Raw genomic sequence first — 26,205 nt, forward strand, 5'->3', positions numbered from 1 at the left:
CCCGCGCGAATTCGTCGTATCGAAGAGGGAGCCCGACGCGGACGCCCTCGTCCTCCCGCTCCCCGTCCACGGGAAAGGACGCAGGTGAGCGAAGGCCGTTGGCGGGCAGAGCACATGACACCCGATCAGAGCCGCGCCTCCGTCGGCACGGCGGTGTCCGGGCGCGGCGCGGCGCGGTCGGCGAGCGCCAGCGCCGTGGTCACCGCGATCGACGCGCCCGCCATCGCGGCCATCGCCGTTCCAGGCGCGGCGAGTTGGGCCAGTCCGCCCGCCAGGGCCGCGCTCACGCCCTGGAGGGTGAGCATCCCGGCCGCGTGCAACCCGAGGGCGTGGCCGCTGAGTTCGGGCGGGGTCAGGCGCATCAGCCGCTCCTGCTGCACCAGGCTCGCGCCGAAGCCGACGGAGGCGAGGGCGGCGCAGGCCGCGGCGAGCGGAACGCCGGGGTGCAGCGCGAACAGGGTGTAGGGGGCGGCCAGGAGCAGCAGCAGCGGGGTGGCGAGGCGCGAGCGCCGGTGCGGCGGCAGAAGGCGGCCCACGAGGACGTCGCCGGCCAGCATGCCGAGTGCGGCGCACGCGAACAGCGTGCCCGCCGCCCCGGGGTCGTAGGGCACGAACAGGGCCTCGCAGCCGACGACGAGACCGTTGGGCAGCCACAGCCCCAGGTAGGTCAGGCGGCGCGGCCGGGAGGACCACAGGGCGGCGTTGGCGCGCCGGGTGGCCGCCGCCGACAGCCGGCCGGCGGCGCGCGGCGCACGGGCGGTCAGCCCGAGGCGGGCGACGGCGGCCGAGACCGCGTACAGCAGAGCGGCGAGCAGGAGGACCGGGCGCGGGGACAGCGCGGTCACGAGCGCGCCGCCGGTGGCGTAACCGGTGATCTGCGTCAGCCCGCTCATCATGTTGAACAGCGAACGCCCCGGCAGATAGCCGCCCTCGGCGCCGCCCAGGATCTCGTTCAGCAGGCCCCAGCGGACGCCGCCGCCGAGCGAGGCGACCAGCCCCTGCACGAGGACGACGGCGAAGACGCCCCAGGTCGGCAGCCCCGGCAGCGCCATGAGGGCCGTGGCGGCGGCGAAGGCCAGCGAGATACCGGTCAGCGCCGACCGAGGCGGCATCCGGTCGGATCCCGAGAGGAGCACGGTCGCGCCCAGCACCTGTGCGAGGGACGGCCCGAACATGCTCACCGCCGACAGCAGCGGCGAACCGGTGGCCCGGTAGACGAGGGTGGCGAGGGCGAGCCCGCTGACCGTCTGGGCGGCGGTGTGGGCGGCGGAGGAGAGGAACAGCGGGGTGAACTCGGGGACGCGGAAGAGCCGGCGGTAGGAGAGGGCGGTCATGGCCGGAGTCTGGGTCGGGCCCGGGAAGGGCGGTTATTGTTTCGCCGGCCCGCGAAACGTCGTGGGCCGTGCTGATCAGCGCGGGTGGCGGGGAACGCCGTGGGCGGCGGCGGGCGGCCGGGGGGAGGTGCGGGGCGTGGGCTGGTGGCAGGTGAACGCCGACACCCTCGCCCGCAGCCGGTTCGTGCTCTCACCGCTCGCCGAGACCTTCGCGAGCCTGAAGCTGCTGCACGCGGGTGCCGGCGCGCACCCCGGCGAGCACGCCTGGCTGCGCGCCCACCTCCCCGGCCACCGCGCGAGGCTGGCCGCCGACCCGGTGACCGCGCTGCTCGTGCGGGCCGGGCTCGGGTCGTGGGAAACGCCCAGGGCGGGCGGGTCCGGGCGTGGGGGATGGATCGCCGACTTCCTCACGCCGACGCCGAGGGAGGGCGAGAGCTTCGAGGAGGGCGTGGCGCGGGTGCGGGCGGCGGACCCGGCGGCGGCGCGGGCCCATCTGCGGACCTCCCTGGCCGGCCCGCTGCCCGCCGCCCTGGAGCGGGACGACCTGCCCGAGCGGGCGGCGGCGCTGCTGGAGCACGTGTGGGAGACGGGCGTGCGGCCGTACTGGGAACGGCGGCGGCGCGTCCTGGAGGCGGACGTCGTGGCGCGCACCGCGCTGGTCAGCCGGGGCGGCTGGGCCGCCGTGCTGGACTCGCTGCGGCCGGGGACGCGCTGGCTCGGGGAGAGCCGCTTCCAGGTCAACGTGCACGAGTACCCGCCCCGTGAGGCGTCCGGCGCGGAGCTGCTGTTCGTGCCGGTCACCCCGGAGACCGGCTGGGTCGCCTGGGAGGGGCGGGAGCGGTACGCGGTCGTCTACCCGTGCTCGGGCGTCCTCGCCGGTGACCGCGAGGAGCGCGCCCGCGCCGTCCCGGCCGCGCTCGGCACGCTGCTGGGCCCCGGCCGGGCCGCGGTGCTGGTGCTCCTCGCCGCACCCCTGAGCACCACCCAGCTGGTGGCCCTGACCGGCCAGGGCCTCGGTTCGGTCGGCCGGCATCTGCGGGTCCTGCTGGACGCGGGCCTGGTGGAACGCCGGCGCGCGGGCCGCTCGGTGCTGTACTCCCGCACCCCGGCGGGCCGCGCCCTGACCGAGGCGGCCGGACAAGGGGCGGAGCAGGGGCGGCGCGGGGCCGGGGGCTAGCATCCGGGGCATGACTACTGATGCCGGCGCCTCTCCCCTCGACGTACAGATCGACGCCCTCAAGGGCGGTTCCGCGGACCTCTCGCAGTACGCGGGCCAGGCCGTCCTCGTGGTGAACGTGGCCTCCAAGTGCGGGCTCACCCCGCAGTACAACGGTCTGGAGCGGCTCCAGGAGCGGTACGCCGCCCAGGGCTTCACCGTGCTGGGAGTGCCCTGCAACCAGTTCCTCGGGCAGGAGCCCGGCAGCGCCGAGGAGATCGCCGAATTCTGCTCCGCGACCTACGGCGTGACCTTCCCGCTGACGGAGAAGGTCGAGGTGAACGGTGACGACCGGCACCCGCTGTACCGGCGGCTGGTCGGGTTCGCGGACGCCGAGGGCCACACGGGCGACATCCGCTGGAACTTCGAGAAGTTCCTGATCGGCCGGGACGGCTCCGTCGTCGCCCGTTTCTCCCCGCAGACCGAGCCCGAGGCCGCCGAGGTCGTGGCCGCCATCGAGGGCCAGCTGGCCTGACCGAGCCGGCGGGCCCGCGGTCTGCCGCCCGGCCCGGAACGGCACCGGGCCCTCTCGGCTAGGACGGCGATCTGGTCGAGAGGGCCCTTGGGCGGTTCCCGCGGGGTGCTGCGGGACACCGGGCGGTCCGGCCTGCGACCGGCTGCCGGTGACCGGCGCGAGAGCGGGGGTGTTCCGCCCTACGCCTTGACCGATGCCACGAACTCGCTCCACGCGTCGGCGGGGAAGACCAGGTTGGGGCCGTCCTGGACCTTGGAGTCGCGGACGAGGAGGGCCTGGACGGCCGGCGACTTGACCTCGACGCACGCACCGTTGCCCGTGGAGTAGGAGGACTTGGTCCACGAGTGCGCGCTGCCCTGACGAATTGCCATGTTTTTGCTCCGGAGTGCAGTTGTTGAGTAGCTGTCCTCGCACCACGGACCTCACTGCGGCCCCGCGGCACGTTCACGCCAACCTTGTTGCTCGATGGCGTGATCGACGCTACTCGCCAACATCGACTGACGAAGCGACTATTCACTCGACCGGATGACATATTCCAATGGAAACTTCCATCCTGCCGGGGGGTGGGCGTACCATGCGGCACTTCCCACGCGAACGTCCGTCATCTCGAACATCCGGCTTTCCCAACCGCCTTACGGCACATATCCCTTGGCGATGTCGGCGATGAACTGACGGGACTGTTCGACGTTCAGCGCCTGGGCGCGCAGATGCTCGTACATCACGCTGTACTTCTGCACGTCGTTCGGCTTCTCCAGGTAGAGGTCGCTGGTGACGCCCTCGATGTAGACGACGCTGGAGTCGGCGGTGTCGGGGAATTCGAGGATCGCGTACTGGCCGTTCAGACCGGGATGCGCGCCCATGTCGAAGGGGATCACCTGGACCGTGACATGCGGGAGCTGGGACTGCTCCACGAGGTGTTCCAGCTGGTCCCGCATGAGTTCACGGCTGCCGACGACTCTTCTGAGCGCCGACTCGTCCATCACGCTCCACAGCCGCAGCGGGTTCTCCCCGGAGGAGACGCGTTCCTGCCTGCGCATGCGCACCTGCACGCGCTTCTCGATCTCCGTGTGCGCGGTCTCCGGCAGCGCGCCCGAGATCAGCGCCTCCGCGTACTGGCGGGTCTGCAACAGCCCCGGCACGACCTGCGGGTCGTACACGCGCAGGCTGGCCGCGTCGGTCTCCAGGCCGATGTAGACGCTGTAGGGGACGTCGCCGAAGGCGTGCCACCAGCCCTGCTGGCGCGAGTCCTTGGCCATCTCCATCAGCGAGTCGACCATCCGCTGGTCCTCGACCTCGTACACCCCGCACAGGTCGCGGACGTCGCGCTGGCTGATGCTGCGCCGGCCGTTCTCCAGCCGGCTGATCTTCGACTGGGACACCAGCAGGCGCTCGGCGACCTCCTCGGCCGTCATGCCCTTGAGCTCACGGAGCCGGCGCAGCTCCTGGCCCAACCGGCGTCGCCTGACAGTGGGATTGACGTTGGACGCCACGGGACGTGCACCTCCGGCTGCGTGTCTGTACCTGACACTTTGCGTATCTGCTGTTGAGCAGACTGCCACCAAGGCGCTTTCCACCGCTGGAAAACGGTGGTTATGCGGCCGGTACACGCCAGTTCGGATCAGCACCCCCACCGGCGCGGACATGCGTCCGCGCGGGGCGGTGTGGCACACCGCCCCGCGCGGGCCGCGGCGGCTCCCGAACGGGTCCTGCGTACTGCGGTGGTGCGGTGGTGCGCGCCTGCGTGCACGGCGTCGCGCGGTCATGCCCGCGCGGTGTCGTGCGGTGCTCTCGCGGTGTCGGGGGACTGCGGCTCAGTGGGCCACGACACGCGCCAGGGGACCGCGGTGCGGCTGCGCCGGAACGCCACGGGCGGGTTCCGGAGCGGGCCTCGCTCCCGGCCCGGCCTGACGGCCGGCGGGTGGCTGGTTGCGGCGCGGCTGTGCCACCGCGCCGTTCTGGACGTCCATCACGGCGTGCGCCACGAGACCGCCCATCGGGTCGTGCCTGATCAGATCCCGCAGCCGGGAGCGGGACGAGCGTCCCTCGTTGCCCGGGTACAGGTGCTTGCCGAGGCCGACCGCGTGCGCCAGTGCGGCGAGCGCCGCGGTCCGCGGGTCCGGCGGCACGCCGGTGCGGATCGCGGAGTCCAGCCGGGCCTTGATCTCCCGGCTGATGTCGGTGTCCGTCGCCTGGTAGCGAGTCGTCGGCAGCACTCCGCACATCTGGCCCGCCACGGCATGCACCATGCCGCACCGCTCCAGATGCGAGAGGTAGGTCTGGCGGAGCCCGAGACGCGGCCCGCCGATCCAGTGGACGGCCCGTACGGGAGCGCCACGCCTTCGCAGCAGCTCCAACGCGCAGTCCAGTGTCGGATCTCCAGTCGGCCGTGGGGACACCACGGCGATACGATCCCCGTCAGGGGCTATCCGTCCGGCCAGCGCCAGCTCCACTAGCTGCGCTCCGGCCAGACCAAGGTCGAGCGACTGCGGCTGTGCGGTGGTACCCGTGGTCGGGTCCAACGCCAGCAGAAGAAGCTCTTCCGGAATCGTTCTGCGGCTCCTGCCCATCCATGCCTCCCCGCGTGGATGAATGACAGGGTGACCCCTCTCACATTCATCTGTCGAGGGTGCGTGACCTGTTTGTAGTGGAACCAGTAGGTATGTCGTTCTCGTCTACCGCAGGAGCCAAGCCCTCTACACAGGACACTGGTACATGGTTCGGACAGCGCCGCGAGGCGGGTCCGGGGCGGGCTGTTCACGGTTCGGCAGGCGCGCTGACGGCGTGCGGCACAGGAGGAGGCATCGGTGGCGGGCGAGTCCCCCGACAGGTCGAAGCAGCGCGAGTCGTCGGCAGAACCGACGTCGGGGAGCGCGGGCACGGTTCCCGAAGCACGTGAGTCCGGTGACTCCCGCGAGCCCCGCGATCCGCGGGTCGCGGTGGCACGGGACGGCGGTCCGTCGGCGGCGCGCGGCGGCGTCGACACGGCGACCCGCGTGTTCTCGGTCCGGGGCGTGAAGACCGAGGAGTCCGAGGAGCGCGAGGAGCCCGAGGAACCCGCCGGGAACGGCGGGCCCGACGAGCCCCGGGAGTCCGGGGAGTCCGGGGAGCCCGCGACGGCGGACGAGCCCGAGGCCGCCGACGACGCGGAGGCCGCCGACGACGCCGAGAGCGCCCCGGAGGAGCCGCAGCCCCGCGAGTCCGCCCAGGACGCGCCCGCAGAGGCCGCGAAGGCCGAGGACGGCGAGGGCGGCGAGGGCGGCCCGGAGATCCCCGACACCGCCCCGGGCGGTGACGAGCGTCTGCGCGCGGCCGTCGCCCAGTGGGTGTCCACGGCGGACGAGAAGACCGCCGGCGAGAGCACCCCCGACATGGACGCCGACCAGGACCAGGACCCGCACGCCGACTCGGACGCGGGCTCGGACTCCGACTCGGACTCCGACTCCGGTTCGGAGGAACGTTCCGCGAGCGCCGGCGAGGCGACCGACCGGCCCGCGTCCGCGTCCGCGTCCAAGCCCGCACCGAAGTGGGCCACAGGCGGCAAGGCCGATAAAGCCGATGAAGAGGACAAGGCCGACGAGACCGGCGGGGCCGCCGAGCCGGCCGAAGAGGCCGGCGGATCCGCCGAGACCGGCGAGACCGGCGACGCGGACGACAAGGCGGCAGGCGAGGCGGGCGAGCGGCCCGTCGACCAGCCCACCGCCGTCTTCAAGACCCCCCGGCCCAAGCCCGCCGTCGACCAGCCGACCACCATGCTGAAGCTCGGCGGGGCCGCCCGGCCCACGTCCGACGAGGACGCCGCGAGCGCCAAGAACACGGGAAGCGCCGAGGACGCCGAGGGCGACCCCGCCGCGAGGACCGCGGCCGACAAGGCCGAGAAGCCCGCCGCGGCCGGTACGGCCCGTACGGCCGACGAGGCCGACGACGTCGACGCGGGGCCCGGGGACGAGCCCGTCGCCGAGCGGACGAGCACGTTCGTCGCGCTCAAGCCGCTCGACGAGCCGCGCGCGCCGAAGCCGCCGGTCAAGCCGTCCGCGCCCCGGCAGGCCGACGTCACCGCGCTCGTGCCGCAGGTGGGCCCCGAGCGGACCACGCAGCAGCCGCTGCCGCCGAAGCCGCCGCTGGACCTGCTGGCCGAGCTGACGAACACCCCGCCGCCCCCGCCCACGCCCCTGCGCCAGCTCCGCCGGCGGCTCAAGATCTGGACGCCGCTGGCCCTCCTGCTGCTCGTCGTGTTTGCGATCGCGCAGGCCGCGCGGCCGCTGCCGGCGCCCGGGCTCACGCTCACCGCGAAGGACTCGTACACGTTCGAGGGCGGCAAGACCCAGCTCCCCTGGCCGAACGAGGGCCAGGGCTGGATGGACGCCGACGGCGTCGGCACGATGGGCAGCTTCGGCAAGCAGACGCCGGTGGCCATCGGCTCGGTCGCCAAGACCATGACCTCGTACATCATCCTCAAGAACCACCCGATGAAGGCCGGGGAGGAAGGCCCGAAGATCAGGATCGACGCGACGGCGGAGAAGGAGGGCGGCTACGACGTCACGGGCGACGAGTCGACGCTCAACACCGTCAAGGAGGGCCAGAGCCTCACCGAGCACCAGGCGCTGTCGGCCGTCCTGATCCCCTCCGCCAACAACATCGCGCGCCTCCTCGCGCGCTGGGACGCGGGTTCGGAGGCGGCCTTCGTGAAGAAGATGAACGCCACCGCCAGGGAACTGGGGATGACGAACACGACGTACACCGACCCCTCGGGCCTGAAGGAGACGACCGTCTCCACGGCGGAGGACCAGGTCAAGCTCGGCCGGGCGTTCGTGAAGGTGCCGGCGCTGGTCGCCATCTCCAGCGCGGCCAGCTGGGACGACCCGTCCGGAAAGAACTGGCCCAACTACAACACGCTGCCGTACAACATGGGCGCGATCGGCATCAAGACCGGCAGCACCACCGCGGCGGGCGGCAACCTGCTCTTCGCCTCGCGCAAGAAGGTCGGCGGGCAGACGGTGACCCTGGTCGGCGCGGTCCTCGGCCAGCACAAGCCGAGGATCCTGGAGACGGTCAACGCCGTCAGCCAGAAGGCGCTGCTCGCCGCCCAGGACGCACTGACCTCGGCGAAGATCCTCAAGAAGGGCGACGTCGTCGGGTACGTGGACGACAAGCTGGGCAACCACACGCCCGTCGTCATCACCGAGGACGTCCCGGCGGTCGGCTGGGCGGGCATGACGGTGAAGCTGTCGTTCACCGCCGGCGAGGTGCCGCACAGCGCCAAGGCCGGCGCGCAGGTGGGCACGCTCACCGTCGGGGACGGCACGAGCGGCGCCGTGAAGGTGCCGGTCGCGCTGCGGTCCGACCTGAACGAGCCGGGCTTCCCGGACAAGCTGACACGACTCGGCTGACGCCCCGGCCGCGTCCGTACCACCGTGCACCCCGTCGGGCAGCCGCCCGGCGGGGTGCGTGCTAGCGTCGCGAAACGGGACAGGTCGCCGGTCGCGAGGGCGCAGCCGTGCAGCGGACGTGAGCGGGACGCGACCGAGAACAGAGGACGGGACACGGGGAGTGCCTTCAGGTGGCCACTGCGGAGCCGACACGCGCCGACGACACAGGTCCGGGACCGGACGTCGGCCCGCGGTCGAGGCTGCCCGCCACCCGGTCGGGCGAGCACGACCGTGACCCGGCGACACCAGCGGCGGACGCTCCGGCGGCCGGCGAGCCCGCGGCGGACGCCGTGGTAGACGTCGAGCAGGGGCCCGCCCCGGACCGCGAGGACGGCGGCCGCGCGGGCGCCCCCCGGACGGAGCCGCCGCCGGCGGCGTCCCGGACGAGAGCGGCCCTGGAACGGCTGGGCGGCCGGCTGAACCAGCACCCGGTGCTGTCGATGACGGCGCTGTCCGGCGTCCTGCATCTCGTCTGGTTCTTCACCTTCGCGAACAGCGGCGGCGATCTCGCGGCGCAGGACGCGTGGGCCGAGTTCGTCGGCCGGCATCCCGACTCGGCGTACAACCTGGCCTGGTACGGCGGCATGCACCCGGTGTCGTACAGCATGGTGTCGCCGTATCTGATGTCCGTGCTCGGCGTGCGGACGACGATGATGATCGCCGGCACGCTGTCGGCGGGGCTGCTCACTCTCATCCTGTTGCGCTGCCGGCCGGTGCGGAACCCGGTGTGGCCGGCGCTGGCGGGGATCTTCGCGCTGCTGTGCAACGCGGCCTCGGGGCGGGTGACGTTCGGGCTGGGCAACATGTTCGCGCTGGGTGCGGTCGCCGTCGTGTTCTGCTGGCCGCACCGGTGGCGCTACAGGCGGTGGGCGAAGGCGCTGTGCGCGGCGCCGCTCGCCGCGCTGGCCACGATGGGCTCGCCGGTGGCGGGCCTCTTCGTGGGCATAGTCGCCGTGGCGATGTTCCTTCAGAAGCGGCGGCCCGGCGCGTGGGCGCTCGGGCTCGCGCCCACGGTGGTCGTCGCCCTGTCCGCCTGGCTGTTCCCGTTCTCGGGCACTCAGCCGATGTCCTTCGGCTCGGCCTGCCTGCCGCTGCTGTCCGCGGTGGCGGTCTACGCCCTCGTCCCGCACGACTGGAAGACCGTGCGGATCACGGCGGCGGTGTACGGGCTCGGGGTGCTGCTGGTGTGGCTGATCAGCTCGCAGATCGGATCCAACATCACCCGGCTCGCGATGATGTTCACCGGCGTGGTGCTGATGGCCGCGCTGCCGTTCGCCGTGCCGCGCAGCCGCAAGTGGTACGTGATCGTCCTGTCGTCGCTGACGTTCGTGGGCTGGATCGGCTTCAAGTCGGTCGACGACGTGGTGCGGACGACCCCCGCGGCCTCGTGGGCGCGTGAGCTGGCCCCGCTCGTCAACGAGTTGCAGGGGGTCGGCGCGGAGCGGGGACGGGTGGAGGTGGTCCCGGCCCGCTCGCACCGCGAGGCGTCCGCGCTCGCGCCGTACGTCAACCTCGCCCGCGGCTGGAACCGCCAGGCCGACATGGAGCGCAACCCGCTCTTCTACGACGACACCCTCAACTCCGCGAACTACCACGACTGGCTGCAGCGGTGGGCGGTGCACTTCGTCGTGGTGCCCAAGGAGGCCCTGGACGGGGACGGCGGCGAACGGGAGCGGCAGCTGGTGCAGCGAGGGCTGCCGTATCTGGAGCAGATCTGGGGCGACGCCAACTGGCAGCTGTTCCGGGTCCTCGATCCCGCCCCGCTGGCCGAGCCGGACGCGGTCGTGCAGCGCGCCGAGCAGGGCGAGATGACGATCGACGTGAAGAAGGCGGGCCGGATCCTGATCCGGATCCCGTACTCGCCGTGGCTGAGCGTGGTGGACGCGCAGGGCAAGAGCCTGAAGCCGCCGCAGGAGACACCGGAGTCCAAGAGCCGGCCGGACGGGGAGCCGAAGACGTTCGACAACGTCAACGGGTGCCTGTTCGAGACGCAGGAGGACGCCGAGGGCGACCGGTGGACGGTGCTGCTCGCGCCGAAGGCGGGCACCTACCGTCTCGCGGCCCCCTACCAGCTGCCGCGGGGGACGCCGTGCCCCGACGAGCTGAAGGACCAGCCCTGACGGTCCTGGGGCCCGGTCAGCGCAGCCGGTCCACGTAGCGGTCGGTGCCCGGCACCGTCGGGATGAACGGGGCGAGCAGCTCCACCCGTCCGAGGCCCGACTCGGCCACCGTCTCCTCCAGGCCGGCGAAGTGCCGGTCCCAGCACTCGCGGGGGTCCTGCTCCAGGAACCAGAGCAGGGTCAGCCGGGTGTCGACGCCCTCGACCTGCCCGACGTAGCTCATGCGGTCGCCGGGCAGGGGGGTGGGGCGGAAGACGGTGACCATGGCCGCCGGGGAGCCGGCCGCGCTCTTGGGCAGGTGGCGGGAGCGCAGCCACTCCAGGAGTTCGGCGCGCTGCTCGCCGGAGTCGGCGTCGATCACCTCGACGACGAGACCGGCGTAGGGGTGGTCGAGGGCGTGGAAGTCGCGCGGGCCCGCGGCGCCGTCCCGGTAGACCGTCGTCTCGTGGTCCTGGAACGCCGTGAAGACGTGGGTGCGGTCCTGGTAGACGCGGGCGTCGCGGTTGAGGCGCCTGTTGATGGCGACCGTCCACCTCATGTGGTCGTCGTAGCGGCCGTCGGTGATCCAGTAGGTGGAGAGGTAGCAGCCCGCGGTGACGGGCCGGGCGACCGCCGACTTCTCGGGGCGGCGCAGGAGTTGCAGGTCGCGGGTGGCGACCCAGCGGCGGCCCGCGTACATCCAGGGCATGGCCATCGCGCCGGCGTAGTAGTGGTCGTCCTCGTACCAGCGGTTGTAGGCGTACTCGTGGCCCGGATGCGGTTCGACCATCGTGATCAGGGCGTGGCCGGGGCGGACCCCGTAGGGGCCCACGGAGGCCAGTTCGGCGTACGTCTCGCTGCGGGTCTCGTCGCTCACGCGTCTTCCCCTTCCTCGGCGGCTGGCCCATACTCTGACGCTCCGTCAGACAATGCGCCAGGGTCAGGGAGGTCCCGATGTCACTGCTCAACGGCAGGACCGTCGTCGTCTCGGGGGTGGGCGCCGGGCTCGGTCACCAGGTCGCCGCGGCGGTCGTCCGGGACGGCGGGAACGCCGTGCTCGGGGCGCGGACCGAGGAGAACCTTGCGAAGAGCGCGGCCGGGATCGACCCCTCGGGGGCGCGCACGGCGTACCGGGTCACGGACGTCACCGACGAGGCCCAGTGCGAGGCGCTGGCGGGGTTGGCGCGGGAGCGGTTCGGGGGGATCGACGCGGTGGTGCACGTGGCGGCCTGGGACTCGTACTTCGGCGGACTGGAGGACGCCGACTTCGCCACCTGGCAGTCGGTGATCGACGTCAATCTGCTGGGTTCCCTGCGGATGACCCGGGCGTGCCTGCCGGGGCTGAAGGCGGGCGGCGGTTCGGTCGTGTTCATCGGGACGCAGTCGGCGGTGGCGGCCCCCTCGCAGGTGTGGCAGGCGGCGTACGCGGCCTCCAAGGGGGCGCTGACCAGTGCCATGTACTCCCTCGCGCGCGAGCTGGGTCCGCACCGGATCCGGGTCAACACCGTGCTGCCGGGGTGGATGTGGGGTCCGCCGGTGCAGGCGTACGTGCAATTCACCGCGCACACCGAGGGGGTGCCGGAGGAGGAGGTCCTCGGGCGGCTGACCGGGCGCATGGCGTTGCCCGAGCTGGCGACGGACGGGGACGTGGCGGACGCCGCGGCGTTCCTGGCCTCGGACCGGGCGCGGGCCATCACCGGACAATCACTGCTGGTCAACGCCGGGGAGCTGATGCGTTGAGTTCATATAGGTGAACGCAGGACACCATACAGAATTCTTTTACCTCCCTTTGACCCGTCGGTTACTTGTCGTGTTCACGTGGCAGCGCCCACGATGAGCGCCGAGCTGAACGCGGGCTGAACCACGGGAGGGCGCACATGAACGGTCTTGACTGGGCCGTGCTCATCGGCTATTTCGGCGTGATGGTCGCGATCGGCGTCTGGTCGCACAAACGCGTCGACGACGTGAGCGACTTCTTCACCGCCGGCGGCAAGATGCCCTGGTGGCTGTCCGGCATCTCGCACCACATGTCGGGCTACAGCGCGGTGATGTTCACCGGGTACGCAGGCATCGCCTACACCTACGGCGTCACCTCGTTCGTCACCTGGTCCTTCCCGATCGCCCTCGGCATCGCGATCGGCTCGAAGCTGTTCGCGCCCCGCATCAACCGGCTGCGGTCCAGGCTCCGGGTGGCCTCCCCGCTGGAGTACCTGAAGAACCGCTACGACCTCAAGACCCAGCAGGCCCTGGCCTGGTCCGGGATGCTGCTGAAGATCGTCGACGTGGGGGCCAAATGGGCCGCCATCGCCACCCTGCTGTCCGTGTTCACCGGCCTCTCCCTCAACCAGGGCATCCTCATCACCGGTGCGATCACCGCGGTCTACTGCACGATCGGCGGCCTCTGGGCGGACGCGCTCACCGAACTCGGCCAGTTCGTCATCCAGTTGCTGGCCGGCCTCGCCATGCTCATCGCCGTCGTGCTGAAGCTCGACGACAAGGGCATCGGAGTCACCGAGGCCTGGCACCATCCCGCCCTCCAGGGCCACGACAAGCCGCTGGTCGCCCAGTACGGCACGGTGTTCCTGCTCGCGTTCCTCTTCATCAAGCTGTTCGAGTACAACGGCGGCATGCTCAACCAGGCCCAGCGGTACATGGCCACGGCCGGCCCCAAGGAGGCCGAGCGGTCGGCGCGGCTGTCGGCGGTGCTGTGGCTGGTCTGGCCGCTGGTGCTGTTCTACCCGATGTGGATGTCACCGCTGCTCGTGACGTCGAACAAGCCCGACGGTTCCGACTCCTACGCCCTGATGACCGAACAGCTCCTCCCCCACGGCCTCCTGGGGCTCGTCATCGTCGGGTTCTTCTCCCACACGATGGCCATGTGCTCCTCCGACGCCAACGCCATCGCCGCCGTCTTCACCCGCGACTGCGCACCGGTCATCTGGGCCAGGGCGCGCGCCTGGAACCAGCATTCCGGGCTGATCGCGGCACGCGTGACCACCGTCGTCTTCCTCGGGCTGTCGATGGCGGCGGCCACCCAGGTCAACTCCCCCGCCTTCAAGGACATCATCACCGTCGTCATCAAGTGGGTGGCCGGCCTGATGGGCCCGATGGCGATCCCGATGATGCTGGGCCTGCTGCGCCCGTTCCGCCGCTCCGGCCCGACGGCGGCGCTGACCAGCTGGGCGCTGGGCCTGCTGGCCTTCTGGCTGGTCAACTACCCGATCAACTGGAATGTCGACGGCGGAGTCCCGCTCCAGTACCAGGTGTCGATCCCGCTCGCCGTCTCGCTCGTCCTCTACATCCTCGTCGGCTTCCTGAAGCCCGAGGACACCCCGGAACGGCTCGCGGTCATCGAGACCATCAACTCGGACGGGGACGGCGCCTCGGCCGCCGCGCCCCTCCCCGGCCCCCGCGACGAGGTCTCCGCGGCGGCGAAGGACTGACCGGACGGACTGATCGGACGGACTGACCCCCGCGCCTCGTCAGAGGTCGCGGGGGTAGCGGGCCAGCCAGCCGGGCGACGCGCCGGCGGGGTTGTGCAGCGCCGGGCCCTGGGTCATCTCCATGGCGAAGTCGTCGGCCAGCTCCAGCATCGTGGGACGGCCCTCCAGCTCGGCCAGCCAGGCCGGCGGGAGGGCCGTCTCGCCGTGCATGGCCCCCAGCAGCCCGCCCGCCACGGCCGCGGTCGCCGCCGAGGGCGCGCCGTGGTTCACCGCCAGCCGCAGGCCGTGCCGCACGTCCTGCGCGACGAGCGCGCAGTACACGGCGGCCGACAGCACCGCGCGCGCGGTCCCGCCCGCCGCCAGCTCCGCCACCCTCGCAGGGCCCGGCGGCCCCTGCCGCACCGCGCCCAGCGCGCGTTGCAGCGCCTCCGACACCGGCTCGTGCCCCGGCCGCGCGGACAGCAGGGCCAGCGCCCGCTGCACCGCGCCGTCCAGGCTCTCGCCGCGGGCCAGCGCGTGCACGGTGACCGCGTACGCGCCCGCCGACAGACACGCGGTGGGGTGACCGTGGGTCTGGGCCGCGCACTCGACGGCCAGTTGCGCGACGAGCTGCGGCTCCCAGCCGACGAGCAGCCCGAACGGCGCCGACCGCGGCACGACCTCCGGGCCGTCCGCGTCCGGGCTCTTGGGCGAGTCGAGCGTGCCCATCACGTCGTCGCCCAGCCCCAGCAGCAGCGTCCGGGTCGGCTCGCGGCGGACGTAGAGCCACTCCTCCTGGGCCAGCCAGCCGTTGTCCTTGCGGCGCAGGTCGGGGCCCCAGTCGCGCTGGGTGGCGGCCCAGCGCAGATACGCCCGGTGCAGGTCGGTCGGCGGATGCCAGGCTCCGGTGTCCCTGCGGACGTGGGCCCGCACGAGGCCGTCCATCGTGAAGAGGGTCAGCTGGGTGAGGTGGCTGACCGCGCCGCGCCGCCCGTGGGCGGGGGGCAGGTCCACGACGCCCTCGGGGCCGTGTCCCCGCCGGATCTCCTCCAGGTCCAGCCCGTCGACGGGCGCGCCCAGCGCGTCCCCGACCGCCGCGCCGAGCAGCGTGCCGCGCACCCGGCTGCGGAAGTCCTGTTGTTCGGCGCGGCCCCAGACGGGCCCGGCAGTCGCACCCACCAAGTCCTCCCGGGCACCGTCCGTACGTACGACGTCCGTCACTGTAATCGAACACACCGCCTCCGCCGCCCCGGGCGGGGGCGGGCGGGTAAAGGGGTCATGGAGACCTTGCGGGGTAGGGCACCCGTATGACGACCCCCTCCGCGCGCCGCGCGCACGCCACCCGTGCGCTTCCCCTCACCGCCGCCCTGCTCACCGGGACGGTCGCCCTCTACCTGCTGCTCGTCGCCTTCGGCAACATCACGGACTTCGGCACGAACCGGCAGTTCGTGCGGCATGTCCTGGCGATGGACGAGACGTTCGGGGACGACGACCTGATGTGGCGGGCGGTGACGAACAGGGGCCTTCAGGACGCCGCCTACGTCGCGATCATCGTGTGGGAGACGATCGCCGGGCTGGTTCTGGCAGCCGGGACGTGGCTCTGGGCCCGCCGGGACGACCTGCGCGCCCGTACGGTGTCCACCTACGGGCTGGTCATGGTGATGCTGCTGTTCGGCGCCGGGTTCATCGCGATCGGCGGCGAGTGGTTCGCGATGTGGCAGTCGAAGACCTGGAACGGGCTGGACGCGGCGACCCGCGCGTTCCTGTTCGCCGGCGTCGTGCTGATCGTCAACCACCTCCCGTCCGCCGCCACCGCGACGCACGGGACGACCGCGCCGACCGCGCCGACCGCGCCGGACGCTCCCCGGCCGTGAGCGCGGGCGGCGGGCGGCCGGTGACTCCGTGCGGTGAGCCGGACGACCGGTCCTAGTCGACGACCCTGACCTTCGTTCCCGTCTCGCCGAACGCCCACAGCGCCGCGCCGTCGGCCTTGGGCATCCGGATGCCGCCCGTCTGCGCGCCCGCGGCGGCCGGGGGCGGGGAGGAGCCGTCGACGGCGTTGGAGAAGGCGATGTTCACGCCCGAGGCGGCGGAGAAGTAGACGACGTGCTCGATGGCCACGCCGTCCGAGCCGGTGACGGCGTCCTTGCGCACCGACACCGTGTAGGCGCCGACGGCGGGGTTCACCGTGCCGGGCCAGACGGTGAAGGTGCGGCGGGCCGTGTCGTCCGCGTCGACCAGCCAGACGCGGTGCTGCCCCAGCGAGTAGACGACCCGGCGGCCGGCGCCCGACCGGTCGGGGACCGGAGCGGCCTGTGCGGGGGCGGACGGCTTGGGCGCGCCCGACGGCTTCGCGCTCGCGGACGCCGGGGCCTTGGGGCTCTTCACCGCCGACGCCGTCGGATGCGGGCCGTTCTGGGCCTGCACCGTCAGCGCGACGACGGCGGCGATCGCACCGGCGGTCAGGCCGGTGACCCAGGCCCAGGAGGGAAGCCGTCGGGCAGGCACGGGCACGCATCTCCTCAGCTACGGGACCCCACGACCACGAGGGGTCCGATCATCGTACTGTGGGGATCCCGCAGGGCTGTCCCTCAGTCCAGCACCGGCAGCAGTTCCGGCAGATGCCCGTCCGACGCCGACGCGGTCCGCCGCCGCTCCTCGGGCACCTCCCCGTACAGCGTGGTGCGCGGCCGGGCCGGGCGGCCCGCCGCGCCGGCGACGGCGACCAGGTCCTTGACCGACTTGTAGGAGCCGTAGGACGAGCCCGCCATCCGCGAGATCGTCTCCTCCATGAGCGTGCCGCCCAGGTCGTTGGCCCCCGAGCGGAGCATCTCCGCCGCGCCCTCGGCGCCCAGCTTGACCCAGCTGGTCTGGATGTTGGGGATGTGCGGGTGCAGCAGGAGGCGCGCCATCGCCGTCACCGCCCGGTTGTCCCGCATGGTCGGCCCGGGACGGGAGATGCCCGCCAGGTAGACCGGCGCGTTGGTGTGGATGAACGGCAGCGTGACGAACTCCGTGAAGCCGCCCGTGCGTTGCTGGATGCCGGCGAGGGTGCGCAGATGGCCGAGCCAGTGCCGGGGCTGGTCGACATGGCCGTACATCATCGTGGACGACGACCGGAGCCCGACCTCGTGGGCCGTCGTGACGACCTCGATCCAGGTGGCCGTCGGCAGCTTGCCCTTGGTCAGCACCCAGCGGACCTCGTCGTCGAGGATCTCGGCCGCCGTGCCGGGGATGGAGTCGAGCCCCGCCTCCTTCGCCGCGATCAGCCATTCGCGGATCGACAGGCCGGTGCGGGTCGCGCCGTTGACGACCTCCATCGGTGAGAAGGCGTGCACGTGCATGCCGGGGACGCGCTCCTTCACCGCCCGCGCGATGTCGAAGTAGGCGGTGCCGGGCAGGTCCGGGTGGATGCCGCCCTGCATGCAGACCTCCACCGCGCCCACCTCCCACGCCTGCTGGGCGCGGTCGGCGACCTGGTCGAGGGAGAGGGTGTAGGCGTCGGCGTCGGTGCGGCGCTGCGCGAAGGCGCAGAAACGGCAGCCCGTGTAGCAGACGTTGGTGAAGTTGATGTTCCTGGTGACGATGTAGGTGACGTCGTCGCCGACGGCCGAGCGGCGCACGTCGTCCGCGATGCGGGTGAGGGCGTCCAGGGCGGGGCCGTCCGCGTGGAGCAGGGCGAGGGCCTCGTCGTCGGTGAGCCCGGCCGGGTCGTCGGCGGCGGTCGCGAGGGCGTGGCGTACGTCGGTGTCGATGCGCTCCGGGACCATGCCGGGGGCGGCGGCCTCGCGCAGCGCCCCCCAGTCGCCGTACACCTCGTCGAAGTCGTCTCGCCGGTCGGAGGTGCGGCCCTCGGTGTCGATCGTGCGGTGCAGGTCGGTGCGGCCGGACGGCACGAACACCTCCTCCGGCTCCTGCCAGGGGCGGCCCTCGACGACGGCGTCGGGCAGGGCCAGTCCCGTCTCCGGGTCGGCCAGCGCGCGCACGTGCGGCAGCAGCCGCGGGTCCAGCCAGGGTTCGCCGCGCCCGACGAACTCCGGGTACACGCACAGCCGTTCGCGCAGCTCGAAGCCGGCCGCGGCGGACTTCTCGGCGAGTTCCTCGATCTGCGGCCAGGGGCGCTCGGGGTTGACGTGGTCGATGGTGAGGGGGGAGACCCCGCCCCAGTCGTCGACGCCCGCGCCGATCAGCCGCCCGTACTCGCTGTCGACGAGGTTGGGCGGGGCCTGGATGCAGGCGGACGGGCCCATGATGTGCCGGGCGACGGCCACCGTGGCGACCAGCTCGTCGAGTTCGGCGTCCGGCATGCCGCGCATGGCGGTGTCCGGCTTGGCGCGGAAGTTCTGGATGATCAGCTCCTGGACGCCGTGGTAGGCGCGGGAGACCTTGCGCAGCGCGAACAGCGACTCGGCCCGTTCCTCGTACGTCTCGCCGATGCCGATGAGGATTCCGGAGGTGAAGGGGACGGAGGACCGGCCGGCGTCCTCCAGGACGCGCAGCCGGACGGCCGGTTCCTTGTCCGGGCTGCCGTGGTGCGGGCCGCCGGGCTCGGACCACAGCCGGGTCGCGGTCGTCTCCAGCATCATGCCCATGGACGGCGCGACCGGCTTGAGGCGCTGGAAGTCGGTCCAGGACAGCACGCCCGGGTTGAGGTGCGGGAGCAGTCCCGTCTCCTCCAGGATGCGGACGGAGACGGCGCGGACGTAGGCGATGGTGTCGTCGTAGCCGTGCGCGTCGAGCCACTCACGGGCCTCGGGCCACCGCTCCTCCGGCTTGTCGCCGAGGGTGATGAGGGCTTCCTTGCAGCCGAGGGCCGCGCCCTTGCGGGCGATGTCGAGCACCTCGTCGGGCGACATGAACATCCCGTGCCCGGCGCGGCGGAGCTTGCCGGGCACGGTCACGAAGGTGCAGTAGTGGCACTTGTCCCGGCACAGCCGGGTGAGGGGGATGAAGACGCTCTTCGAGTACGTGATGACGCCGGGCCGGCCGGCCGCCTCCAGCCCGGCGTCGCGCACCCGGGCGGCGGAGGCGGCGAGGTCGCGCAGCGCCTCGCCGCGCGCCTGGAGCAGCACGGCCGCCTCGCCGACGTCGAGCGCGACGCCGTCCCGGGCCCGTTTGAGGGCGCGCCGCATGGCGTTCTCGGTGGGGCCGCCGGACGGGCCGGGGGTCGGGCCGGGGCCGGTACCGGAGCTCGCGGGAGTCGTCATCCTTCGAGCATACGATCACCGATTCCGGGCGCGGGGCGCGCCTGCCGACGCTACCGACCGGCACCCGCGCCGGCCCGGAACCATGCCCGGCGCCGCTGCCTAGAGGAAGGGGGCGAACCCGTCGAGCAGCCCCAGCACCTCCGCCTCGCCCGCCGGCGGGAGCTGCACCACGACCTCCTCGATGCCCAGCTCGGCGTAGTGCGCGAGCTTGCCGGGGGACGGGTGGACGGCGTACGGCACGATCTGGAGGGCGGACGGATCGCGGCCCGCGTCCGCCCAGGCGGCTCGCAGCACGGGCAGCGACTCGGACAGGCCGCGGCCGCCGATCGGCAGCCAGCCGTCGGCGTACTCGCAGATGTGGGCGAACAGCTTGGGTCCGGCGGCCCCGCCGATCAGGGTGCGGGGGCCGCTGACCGGGCCGCGCGGTTTCTGCACGGGCTTGGGGTACGCCGTGCTGGCCCGCACGGCGGCGAACTCGCCCTCGTACGCGGTCGGTTCGTCCGCCCACAGCGCCCGCATCAGCCGCATCCGGTCGCGGACCAGCTCGCGCCGGGTCCGCCACTGGACGCCGTGGTCGGCGGCCTCCTCGACGTTCCACCCGTAGCCGAGGCCGAGGGTGAGCCGCCCGCCGGAGAGGTGGTCCACGGTCGCGATCTGCTTGGCCAGGTCGATGGGGTCGTGCTGGGCGACGAGCGTGATGCCGGTGCCCAGCCCGAGCGTGCGCGTCACGGCCGCCGCCTGTCCGAGGGCGACGAAGGGGTCGAGGGTGCGGCCGTACTCGCGGGGCAGTTCGCCGCCGGCCGGGTACGGGGTGGTCCGTTCGACCGGGATGTGCGTGTGCTCGGGCAGATAGAGGCCGGCGAACCCGCGTTCCTCCAGCTCACGGGCGAGGCGGGTGGGGGTGATCGTCTCGTCGGTGAGGAAGATCGTGACGGCGATGCGCATGGGCGGCCCTTTCACTGCGTACGGCTTCGTCGACGGCGTCGTCGCGGGCGACGCCCTCATCTGTACCGGGAGACGCGGCACGTGTCCATACCGACTGGTCGGCATTCACTGCGGAGCGTTCCGGAGCGGGAGCGCCGACGGTCGGCGCCGCTACGTGCGTCGCGTCTACGATGACGACGCCGACGCCGGGGCCGACGGGCCCCGGCACGTCAACCGGGCCTGAACGGAAGGGAGGTCCGGTGGGCCCGGCAGGGGGAGGTGGAGATCGTGTTCGACCACATGAGCGGGCTGCGCCCCGAGGAGGCCGCGCGCTGGACCGCGCTGGTCGAGGAGTGCCGCCCGGTCCTCGAACGGGAGGGGATGGAGGCCGTCCAGACGTTCCTGGCCGAGCGCCGGGTGGGCGTCATCGCGGCGATCGCCGTCACCCGGGCGCTGCTCGGGCACGCCGGGACACCGCTGCGGACCGCCGTCGAGATCGTGACCACGAGTGCGGCCCGGCAGTGACTTTCGCAGCCGTCGGCGCACGGTGACCCGATAGGTGATCCGTGCCGGTTCGGGCGGCGGGGGCGCGGACGGGCTCGCGCCGCCGCAGGCCGCCGCCCCGGCCGTGGGGAAGATGCAGTGCAGCAGCGTGATCCGGGTGCTGCCCGCGCCCGTGGCCTCGAAGGCGAGGACGAGCGTGCCGCCGCCGGCCGACTTCCCGTCGTCGGCGGACTCGTGGCGCGGGCCGGCGGTGCGGACCACCGAGGCGTCCGGGCGCGGCGCGACGACGGACCGGTGCTCGCGGGTGGAGGCGTTCTCCAGCACGGAGAGCGTGAGGCGCTCGCCGACCTCGGCGGAGACGGTCGTGTCCTGCGTGCGGTGGCTGGTGGGGGCGTCCACGCCGGAGCCCGACGCACAGCCCGCCGGCAGCGTGACGGCGCACACCGCCGCTCCCGCGATCCGGCCCGGCCCGGCGGCCGTCGGCTCCCCCGTCTCCTCGATCACCGGTCCTGAACCCCGGGAGGCCAACAGTCGCCCGGAGTTCAGGACCCGCCCGCCCGGCCGGCCGGCGGGGGCGGCAGCCCGCCGTCCGCGCGCCGACGGCGTCGGGGAGCATGGGCACGACACCCCTGTCCGCGAAGGAGCCCCCGGACCATGGCCCGTTCCAGCGACCTCCGCTTCCGTGCGACCACCGCCTTCCAGCGGTACCTCGCCAACCCCCTGACCCGCCGGCTGCCGTTCCACACCCTCCTGGAGACCACCGGCCGCGTCTCCGGCCGGCCCCGGCGCACCCCGTTGGGCGGCCGCCGCGTCGGCGACGCGTTCTGGCTCGTCTCGGAGTTCGGGGAGCGCTCGCAGTACGTCCGCAACATCCAGGCCGATCCGCGGGTGCGGGTGCGCATCCGCGGACGGTGGCACGCCGGGACGGCCCACCTGATGCCCGAGGACGACCCGGTCGCCCGTCTGCGCACCCTGCCCCGCGCCAACAGCGCGGCGGTGCGGGCGCTCGGGACGGGACTGCTCACGGTGCGGGTGGACCTGCACGACCGGGTGTAGGGACGGTTCACCCCGGCCAGACGATCGCCTGCACCTCGCTGTACGCGTGCAGCGCGTACGAGCCGACGTCGCGGCCCACCCCGCTCTTCTTGAAGCCGCCGAACGGCGCCTCCATGTTGCGGCCCACGGTGTTGATCCCGACACCGCCGGCCCGCAGCCGCCGTGCCACCCGGAACGCCTTCGCCACGTCCCCGGACCACACGTAGTCGATGAGGCCGTAGTCGCTGTCGTTGGCGAGGGCGACGCCCTCCTCCTCGTCGTCGAAGGGGACGACGACCACCACCGGGCCGAAGATCTCCTCACGGGCCACCCGCATGTCGTTGGTGCAGTCGGCGAGGACGGTCGGGGCGACGTAGAAGCCCCTTTCCAGCGCCGGGCGTTCACCACCCGCTACGACCACCGCGCCCTCCTTGCGGCCGAGTTCGACGTACGACTCCACCCGGTCCCGGTGGGCGGCCGAGATCACCGGGCCGACGACCGTGTCCGCCTCCCGCGGATCGCCCACCTTCAACCGTCCCGCATAGGCGGTGAGTTGCTCCACGAGCCGGTCGTACACACCGCGCTGCGCCAGCACCCGCGTGGGCGCCGTGCAGATCTGGCCGCTGTAGAAGGAGAACGTGGTGCCGATGCCGGCCACCGCCGAGGCCAGGTCCGCGTCGTCCAGGACGACCGCCGCGCCCTTGCCGCCCAGCTCCATCAGCTGGCGTTTCATCTGCCGCCCGCACACCTCGGCGATGCGCTGTCCGACGGCCGTGGAACCGGTGAAGCTCACCATGTCGACGTCCGGCGACGACACGGCCGTCTCGCCGACCGCGACCGCGCGCCCGGACAGGACGTTGACGACCCCGCGCGGGACGCCCGCCTCCTCAAGCGCCTCCGCCATCCGGTAGACGGACAGGGGGTCCTGCGGGGCCGGTTTCACGACCACCGTGTTGCCCATGGCGAGGGCGGGCGCGATCTTGCCCGCCGGGTTCGCCCACGGATTGTTGTACGAGGTGACGCAGGCGACGACACCCACCGGCTGGCGCACGGCCAGCGCGCCCATGACGCCCGCCTTGCCCGCACCCGCCGCCTGAAGTGCGGGGGAGGCACCCCCGCCGGCCTCGTTGACCTGCGGCGCGATCGGCCACTCGGCCGGTTCCACGCGCGCGTACCGGCGGAAGCGGGCCGCGGCCACCCCGACCTGCATCGCCCGCGCGGTCGCGGTGGTGGCGCCGCTCTCCGCCCGCGCGAGTTCGGCGTACGGCACGAGCCGGCCCCGGATGAGGTCGGCGGCCCGGGCCAGCACGGCCGCCCGCTGCTGCGGCGGGGTGCGCGACCACGGGCCGAGCGCCTCACGGGCCGCCGCGCAGGCCGCCCGCACCTGGTCCGGCGAGGCCTCCGGCGCCCGGCCGACGGTCCCCTCGGTCGCCGGGTCGACGACCTCGTAGTGGCCGCCGTCCGGCTCCACCCACGCCCCGTCCACGAACAGCCGCTGCCCGCCGTCCGGTTCCCGGCTCATGCGGTGCTCACCGTGCGGGTGTCGCGGCCCGAGCGCAGCACCCGTCCCGGCACCGCGCCCGTCACCGCGTCGTCGCGGATGACGGCCACGCCGTTGACCCAGACGGCCCGCACGCCGATCGCCCGGGAGTCCAGCCGCGGGCTGCCGCCGGGCAGGTCGTGCACCAGGGTGGCCTTGCCCGCGTCGATGCGCTCCGGGTCGAACAGGACCAGGTCCGCGTGGAAGCCCTCCCGGATCCGGCCCCGTTCCCGCAGGCCGAACAGTCGCGCCGGGTCGTCGGTGAGCATCTTCACCGCCTCCTCCAGCCCGGCCAGCTTCCGCCCGCGCAGGCAGTCGCCCAGGAAGCGGGTGGTGTAGGGCGCGCCGCACATGCGGTCCAGGTGCGCGCCGGCGTCGGAGCCGCCGAGCAGGACGTCCTCGTGGCTCCAGGTCCGCGCGCGCAGGGCCCACGAGTCGGGGTCGTTGTCCGTGGGCATCGGCCACAGGACCGTGCGCAGTTCGTCGGCCGCGCAGATCTCGACCAGGCAGGCGAACGGGTCGAGGCCGCGTTCGGCGGCGACGTCCCGGACGACCCGGCCGGTGAGGCCCTCGTTCGCCGCGCTGTAGGTGTCGCCGACGACGTACCGGCCGAAGTCGGCGAGCCGCCGGAAGACGCCCGCCTCCCGGGAGTCGGCACGCCGCAGCATCTCGGCCCGCACGGCCGGGTCGCGCAGTCGCGCGATGCGCTCCGGGACGGGCAGGCTCAGGATCTGCCCCCAGCCGGGGATCAGGTTCAGGGCGCAGAACGTGCCCAGGGACATGTTCATCGGCGTGAGGATCGGCATGGTGAGCGCCACGACCCTGCCGCCCGCCTTGCGGGCCCGTTCGCTCGCCGTGAGCTGCCGGGGGACCCGCTCCGGGACGGCCGCGTCGACGGTGAGGACGTTCCAGTTCAGGGGCCGTCCCGCCGCCGCGCTCATGTCGACGAGCAGGTCGATCTCGGCGTCGCTGAACTGGTCCAGGCAGCCGGCGACGATGGCTTCTATCTGGGTGCCCTCGTGCTCGCCCACGGCCCGCGACATCGCCAGCAGCTCGTCGGGAAGGGCATGCCGGGAGGCGACCGGCCGGCCGTCGCCGTCGGAGTGGGTGGACGACTGGGTGGTGGAGAAGCCCCACGCCCCCGCCTCCATCGCCTCGTGCAACAGCCGCACGATCTCGTCCAGTTGCTCCTCGCTGGGCTGTCCGCCGATCGCGTCCGGTCCCATCACGTACCGGCGCAGGGCGCAGTGCCCCACCATGAAACCGGCGTTGACGGCGATGCGCCCTTCGAGCGCGTCGAGGTATTCCCCGAAGCCGTGCCAGTTCCAGGGCGCGCCCTCCTCGAGCGCGACGAGGGACATGCCCTCCACCTTGGACATCATGCGGCGCGTGTAGTCGGCGTCCTCGGGCCGGCCGGGGTGCAGCGGGGCGAGCGTGAAGCCGCAGTTCCCGGCGGCGACGGTGGTGACGCCGTGGTTGAGCGAGGGGGTGGCGTACGGGTCCCAGAACAGCTGGGCGTCGTAGTGGGTGTGCGGGTCGACGAAGCCGGGCGCGAGGACGAGCCCGGCGGCGTCCTCGGCGCCGCGGGCCTCCTCGGCGACCGTGCCGACGACGGCGATCCGCCCGTCGCGGATCCCGACGTCGGCGACGACCGCGGGCGCGCCCGTCCCGTCGACGACGGTCGCGCCCCTGATGACGTGATCGAGCATGGGAGATCCTCCTCAACTCCGCCGCGGGCGGCACCGCTCGGGCGCGGGGCCGGGTCGATGTGCGGCTCCGCCACGCGGGCGCGACCGGCCACGACGGGCTCGCGGCCGCGCACCGGCCCGCACCCCGGCGGCGACGGGGACGGCGACTACGCGCCCTGGCGGAACCGGGTGGTCCGGTGCACGGGATCGGTGTCGATCTTCGGGATGACGTGCTCCCCGATGAGCCGGATCGTCTGGAGCGTCTCCTCCTTGGGCACGCCGACCGGCAGCCCGAAGGACAGCTGGTCGGCCCCGGCCTGCTCCCACCGCTTGCACTGGCGGGTCACCTCGTCCGGGTCGCCGCAGATCAGCAGCTCCTCCTCGATGAGCAGCTCGACGAACTCGGCGTTGTACTCGGGCAGCGTCTCCGGCCAGACGGGGAAGCCCTCGGGGCGCGGGAAGGTGTCGTGGTAGCGGAACACCAGGGACGGCAGGTAGTGCAGTTCGCCCTCGACGGCGATCCGGATCGCCTCGTCGTGGGTGGGCGCGCAGATCGCGGTCGTCGTCACCATCACGTTGTCGTTGACGAAGTCGCCGATGGGCTCGGCGTTCACGACGGCCGTCTTGTACTGCTCCAGCACCCATTCCATGTCGGACACCTTCTGGATGCTGAAGCCCAGCACCCCGAGGCCCTTCCTCGCGGCCATCGCGTACGACGGGGGCGAGCCGGCCGCGTACCACATCGCCGGGTGCGACTTCCCGTACGGCTTCGGCAGGATCTTGCGCGGCGGCAGCTGCCAGTGCTTGCCGTGGAAGCCCGCGTACTCGTCCTGGAGCCACATCTTGGGGAACTCGGCGATGGTCTCCTCCCAGATCTCCTTCGTGTGGTTCATGTCGGTGATGCCGGGGAGGAAGCCGAGGATCTCGTGCGAGCCGGCGCCGCGGCCGGAGCCGAACTCGAAGCGGTTGCCGGTGAGGTGGTCGAGCATGGCGACCTTCTCGGCGACCTTGACCGGGTGGTTGACCTGCGCGAGCGGGTTGAAGATGCCCGAGCCGAGGTGGATGCGGTCGGTGGCGTGGGCCAGGTAGCCGAGGTAGACGTCGTTGGCGGAGAGGTGCGAGTACTCCTCCAGGAAGTGGTGCTCGGAGGCCCAGGCGTACTTGAAGCCGGACTTGTCCGCCTGGATGACGTACTCGGTCTCCTCCATCAGCGCCTTGTGTTCGGCGAGCGGGTCGGTCTCGCCGCGCTTGCCCACGTATCCCTGTACAAAGAGCCCGAATTCCAAGGAGGTTCACCGTCCCCGGTTCTGGAGTTCCGCTGTTTCTGACACCTCG

At 72.8% G+C, this 26,205-nt stretch carries 21 protein-coding genes; 9 read left to right on the top strand and 12 right to left on the bottom strand.

The genetic code is table 11. From position 1 onward, the window contains the following. Positions 1–125: 125 nt before the first annotated feature. A complete protein-coding gene (locus tag ACGFSH_RS18145; protein ID WP_393349568.1) occupies positions 126–1,334 on the bottom strand; it encodes an MFS transporter in 1,209 nt (402 codons plus the stop codon). A gap of 136 nt (positions 1,335–1,470) precedes the next feature. Here ACGFSH_RS18145 and ACGFSH_RS18150 point away from each other — a divergent pair, with 136 nt between their 5' ends. Both ACGFSH_RS18150 and ACGFSH_RS18155 read left to right on the top strand, forming a co-directional pair. Then, complete coding sequence (locus ACGFSH_RS18150) at positions 1,471–2,511, top strand: ArsR/SmtB family transcription factor (protein WP_393349570.1); 1,041 nt, start codon at positions 1,471–1,473, stop codon at positions 2,509–2,511. Between the two features lie 10 nt (positions 2,512–2,521). After that, a complete protein-coding gene (locus ACGFSH_RS18155) occupies positions 2,522–3,025 on the top strand; it encodes a glutathione peroxidase (RefSeq protein WP_393349572.1) in 504 nt (167 codons plus the stop codon). Positions 3,026–3,204: 179 nt separating this feature from the next. Here the strand turns inward: ACGFSH_RS18155 and ACGFSH_RS18160 are convergent, their stop codons facing one another. The 3 genes from ACGFSH_RS18160 to ACGFSH_RS18170 all read right to left on the bottom strand — a co-directional run bounded on the left by ACGFSH_RS18160 (position 3,205) and on the right by ACGFSH_RS18170 (position 5,592). Then, entirely contained in the window at positions 3,205–3,396 is a 192-nt protein-coding gene (locus tag ACGFSH_RS18160; protein WP_256919156.1) for a DUF397 domain-containing protein, read from the bottom strand. A 261-nt stretch (positions 3,397–3,657) separates the two neighbouring features. Beyond that, positions 3,658–4,515 carry a helix-turn-helix transcriptional regulator gene (locus ACGFSH_RS18165; protein WP_329411026.1) on the bottom strand — a complete coding sequence of 286 codons (858 nt, stop codon included), beginning with the start codon at positions 4,513–4,515 and terminating at the stop codon, positions 3,658–3,660. A 321-nt stretch (positions 4,516–4,836) separates the two neighbouring features. Beyond that, positions 4,837–5,592, bottom strand: a complete 756-nt coding sequence (locus ACGFSH_RS18170) for a GPP34 family phosphoprotein (RefSeq protein ID WP_393349574.1) — start codon at positions 5,590–5,592, stop codon at positions 4,837–4,839. 237 nt (positions 5,593–5,829) lie between these two features. Here ACGFSH_RS18170 and ACGFSH_RS18175 point away from each other — a divergent pair, with 237 nt between their 5' ends. Together ACGFSH_RS18175 and ACGFSH_RS18180 are read left to right on the top strand one after the other, a co-directional pair. Next, positions 5,830–8,412, top strand: a complete 2,583-nt coding sequence (locus ACGFSH_RS18175; RefSeq protein ID WP_393349576.1) for a D-alanyl-D-alanine carboxypeptidase — start codon at positions 5,830–5,832, stop codon at positions 8,410–8,412. A 170-nt stretch (positions 8,413–8,582) separates the two neighbouring features. Next, positions 8,583–10,571: an MFS transporter gene (locus ACGFSH_RS18180; RefSeq protein ID WP_393349578.1), complete on the top strand. Its 1,989-nt coding sequence runs from the start codon at positions 8,583–8,585 to the stop codon at positions 10,569–10,571. A 16-nt stretch (positions 10,572–10,587) separates the two neighbouring features. Here ACGFSH_RS18180 and ACGFSH_RS18185 read toward each other — a convergent pair whose 3' ends face one another. After that, positions 10,588–11,427, bottom strand: coding sequence for a hypothetical protein (locus ACGFSH_RS18185; protein WP_393349580.1), 840 nt, complete (start codon positions 11,425–11,427; stop codon positions 10,588–10,590). A 77-nt stretch (positions 11,428–11,504) separates the two neighbouring features. On the opposite strand from ACGFSH_RS18185, the gene ACGFSH_RS18190 reads away from it, so the two are divergent. Both ACGFSH_RS18190 and ACGFSH_RS18195 read left to right on the top strand, forming a co-directional pair. Further along, positions 11,505–12,290, top strand: coding sequence for an SDR family oxidoreductase (locus tag ACGFSH_RS18190; RefSeq protein WP_393349582.1), 786 nt, complete (start codon positions 11,505–11,507; stop codon positions 12,288–12,290). A gap of 137 nt (positions 12,291–12,427) precedes the next feature. Further along, positions 12,428–13,993 carry a sodium:solute symporter family protein gene (locus tag ACGFSH_RS18195; RefSeq protein ID WP_393349583.1) on the top strand — a complete coding sequence of 522 codons (1,566 nt, stop codon included), beginning with the start codon at positions 12,428–12,430 and terminating at the stop codon, positions 13,991–13,993. Positions 13,994–14,032: 39 nt separating this feature from the next. Here the strand turns inward: ACGFSH_RS18195 and ACGFSH_RS18200 are convergent, their stop codons facing one another. Then, positions 14,033–15,151: an ADP-ribosylglycohydrolase family protein gene (locus ACGFSH_RS18200; protein ID WP_393349585.1), complete on the bottom strand. Its 1,119-nt coding sequence runs from the start codon at positions 15,149–15,151 to the stop codon at positions 14,033–14,035. A gap of 128 nt (positions 15,152–15,279) precedes the next feature. Between ACGFSH_RS18200 and ACGFSH_RS18205 the strand changes: the two genes are divergently transcribed. Continuing rightward, the gene (locus ACGFSH_RS18205; protein ID WP_393349587.1) at positions 15,280–15,846 is read left to right on the top strand and encodes a DUF2165 domain-containing protein; all 567 of its coding nucleotides are present in this window, start codon (positions 15,280–15,282) and stop codon (positions 15,844–15,846) included. Between the two features lie 52 nt (positions 15,847–15,898). On the opposite strand, the gene ACGFSH_RS18210 is transcribed toward ACGFSH_RS18205, so the two are convergent. The 3 genes from ACGFSH_RS18210 to ACGFSH_RS18220 form a co-directional block, all read right to left on the bottom strand. After that, the gene (locus ACGFSH_RS18210; RefSeq protein WP_393349589.1) at positions 15,899–16,486 is read right to left on the bottom strand and encodes a hypothetical protein; all 588 of its coding nucleotides are present in this window, start codon (positions 16,484–16,486) and stop codon (positions 15,899–15,901) included. 77 nt (positions 16,487–16,563) lie between these two features. Continuing rightward, entirely contained in the window at positions 16,564–19,179 is a 2,616-nt protein-coding gene (locus tag ACGFSH_RS18215; protein WP_393349591.1) for a bifunctional FO biosynthesis protein CofGH, read from the bottom strand. Between the two features lie 99 nt (positions 19,180–19,278). After that, the gene (locus ACGFSH_RS18220) at positions 19,279–20,124 is read right to left on the bottom strand and encodes an LLM class F420-dependent oxidoreductase (protein WP_393349593.1); all 846 of its coding nucleotides are present in this window, start codon (positions 20,122–20,124) and stop codon (positions 19,279–19,281) included. A 267-nt stretch (positions 20,125–20,391) separates the two neighbouring features. Here ACGFSH_RS18220 and ACGFSH_RS18225 point away from each other — a divergent pair, with 267 nt between their 5' ends. After that, positions 20,392–20,628 carry a hypothetical protein gene (locus ACGFSH_RS18225; RefSeq protein ID WP_393349595.1) on the top strand — a complete coding sequence of 79 codons (237 nt, stop codon included), beginning with the start codon at positions 20,392–20,394 and terminating at the stop codon, positions 20,626–20,628. A gap of 633 nt (positions 20,629–21,261) precedes the next feature. Further along, entirely contained in the window at positions 21,262–21,663 is a 402-nt protein-coding gene (locus ACGFSH_RS18230; RefSeq protein ID WP_393349597.1) for a nitroreductase/quinone reductase family protein, read from the top strand. A gap of 7 nt (positions 21,664–21,670) precedes the next feature. Here ACGFSH_RS18230 and ACGFSH_RS18235 read toward each other — a convergent pair whose 3' ends face one another. The 3 genes from ACGFSH_RS18235 to ACGFSH_RS18245 form a co-directional block, all read right to left on the bottom strand. After that, on the bottom strand, positions 21,671–23,164 hold the full coding sequence (locus tag ACGFSH_RS18235; RefSeq protein WP_393349599.1) for an aldehyde dehydrogenase family protein: 1,494 nt from the start codon (positions 23,162–23,164) through the stop codon (positions 21,671–21,673). Continuing rightward, positions 23,161–24,891, bottom strand: coding sequence for an amidohydrolase family protein (locus tag ACGFSH_RS18240; RefSeq protein ID WP_393349601.1), 1,731 nt, complete (start codon positions 24,889–24,891; stop codon positions 23,161–23,163). The genes ACGFSH_RS18235 and ACGFSH_RS18240 overlap by 4 nt, the downstream gene beginning before the upstream one ends. A gap of 146 nt (positions 24,892–25,037) precedes the next feature. Then, entirely contained in the window at positions 25,038–26,156 is a 1,119-nt protein-coding gene (locus tag ACGFSH_RS18245) for an LLM class flavin-dependent oxidoreductase (protein ID WP_393349603.1), read from the bottom strand. Positions 26,157–26,205: the final 49 nt, after the last annotated feature.

The organism is Streptomyces sp. NPDC048481 (assembly GCF_043200075.1).
Lineage (GTDB): Bacteria > Actinomycetota > Actinomycetes > Streptomycetales > Streptomycetaceae > Streptomyces.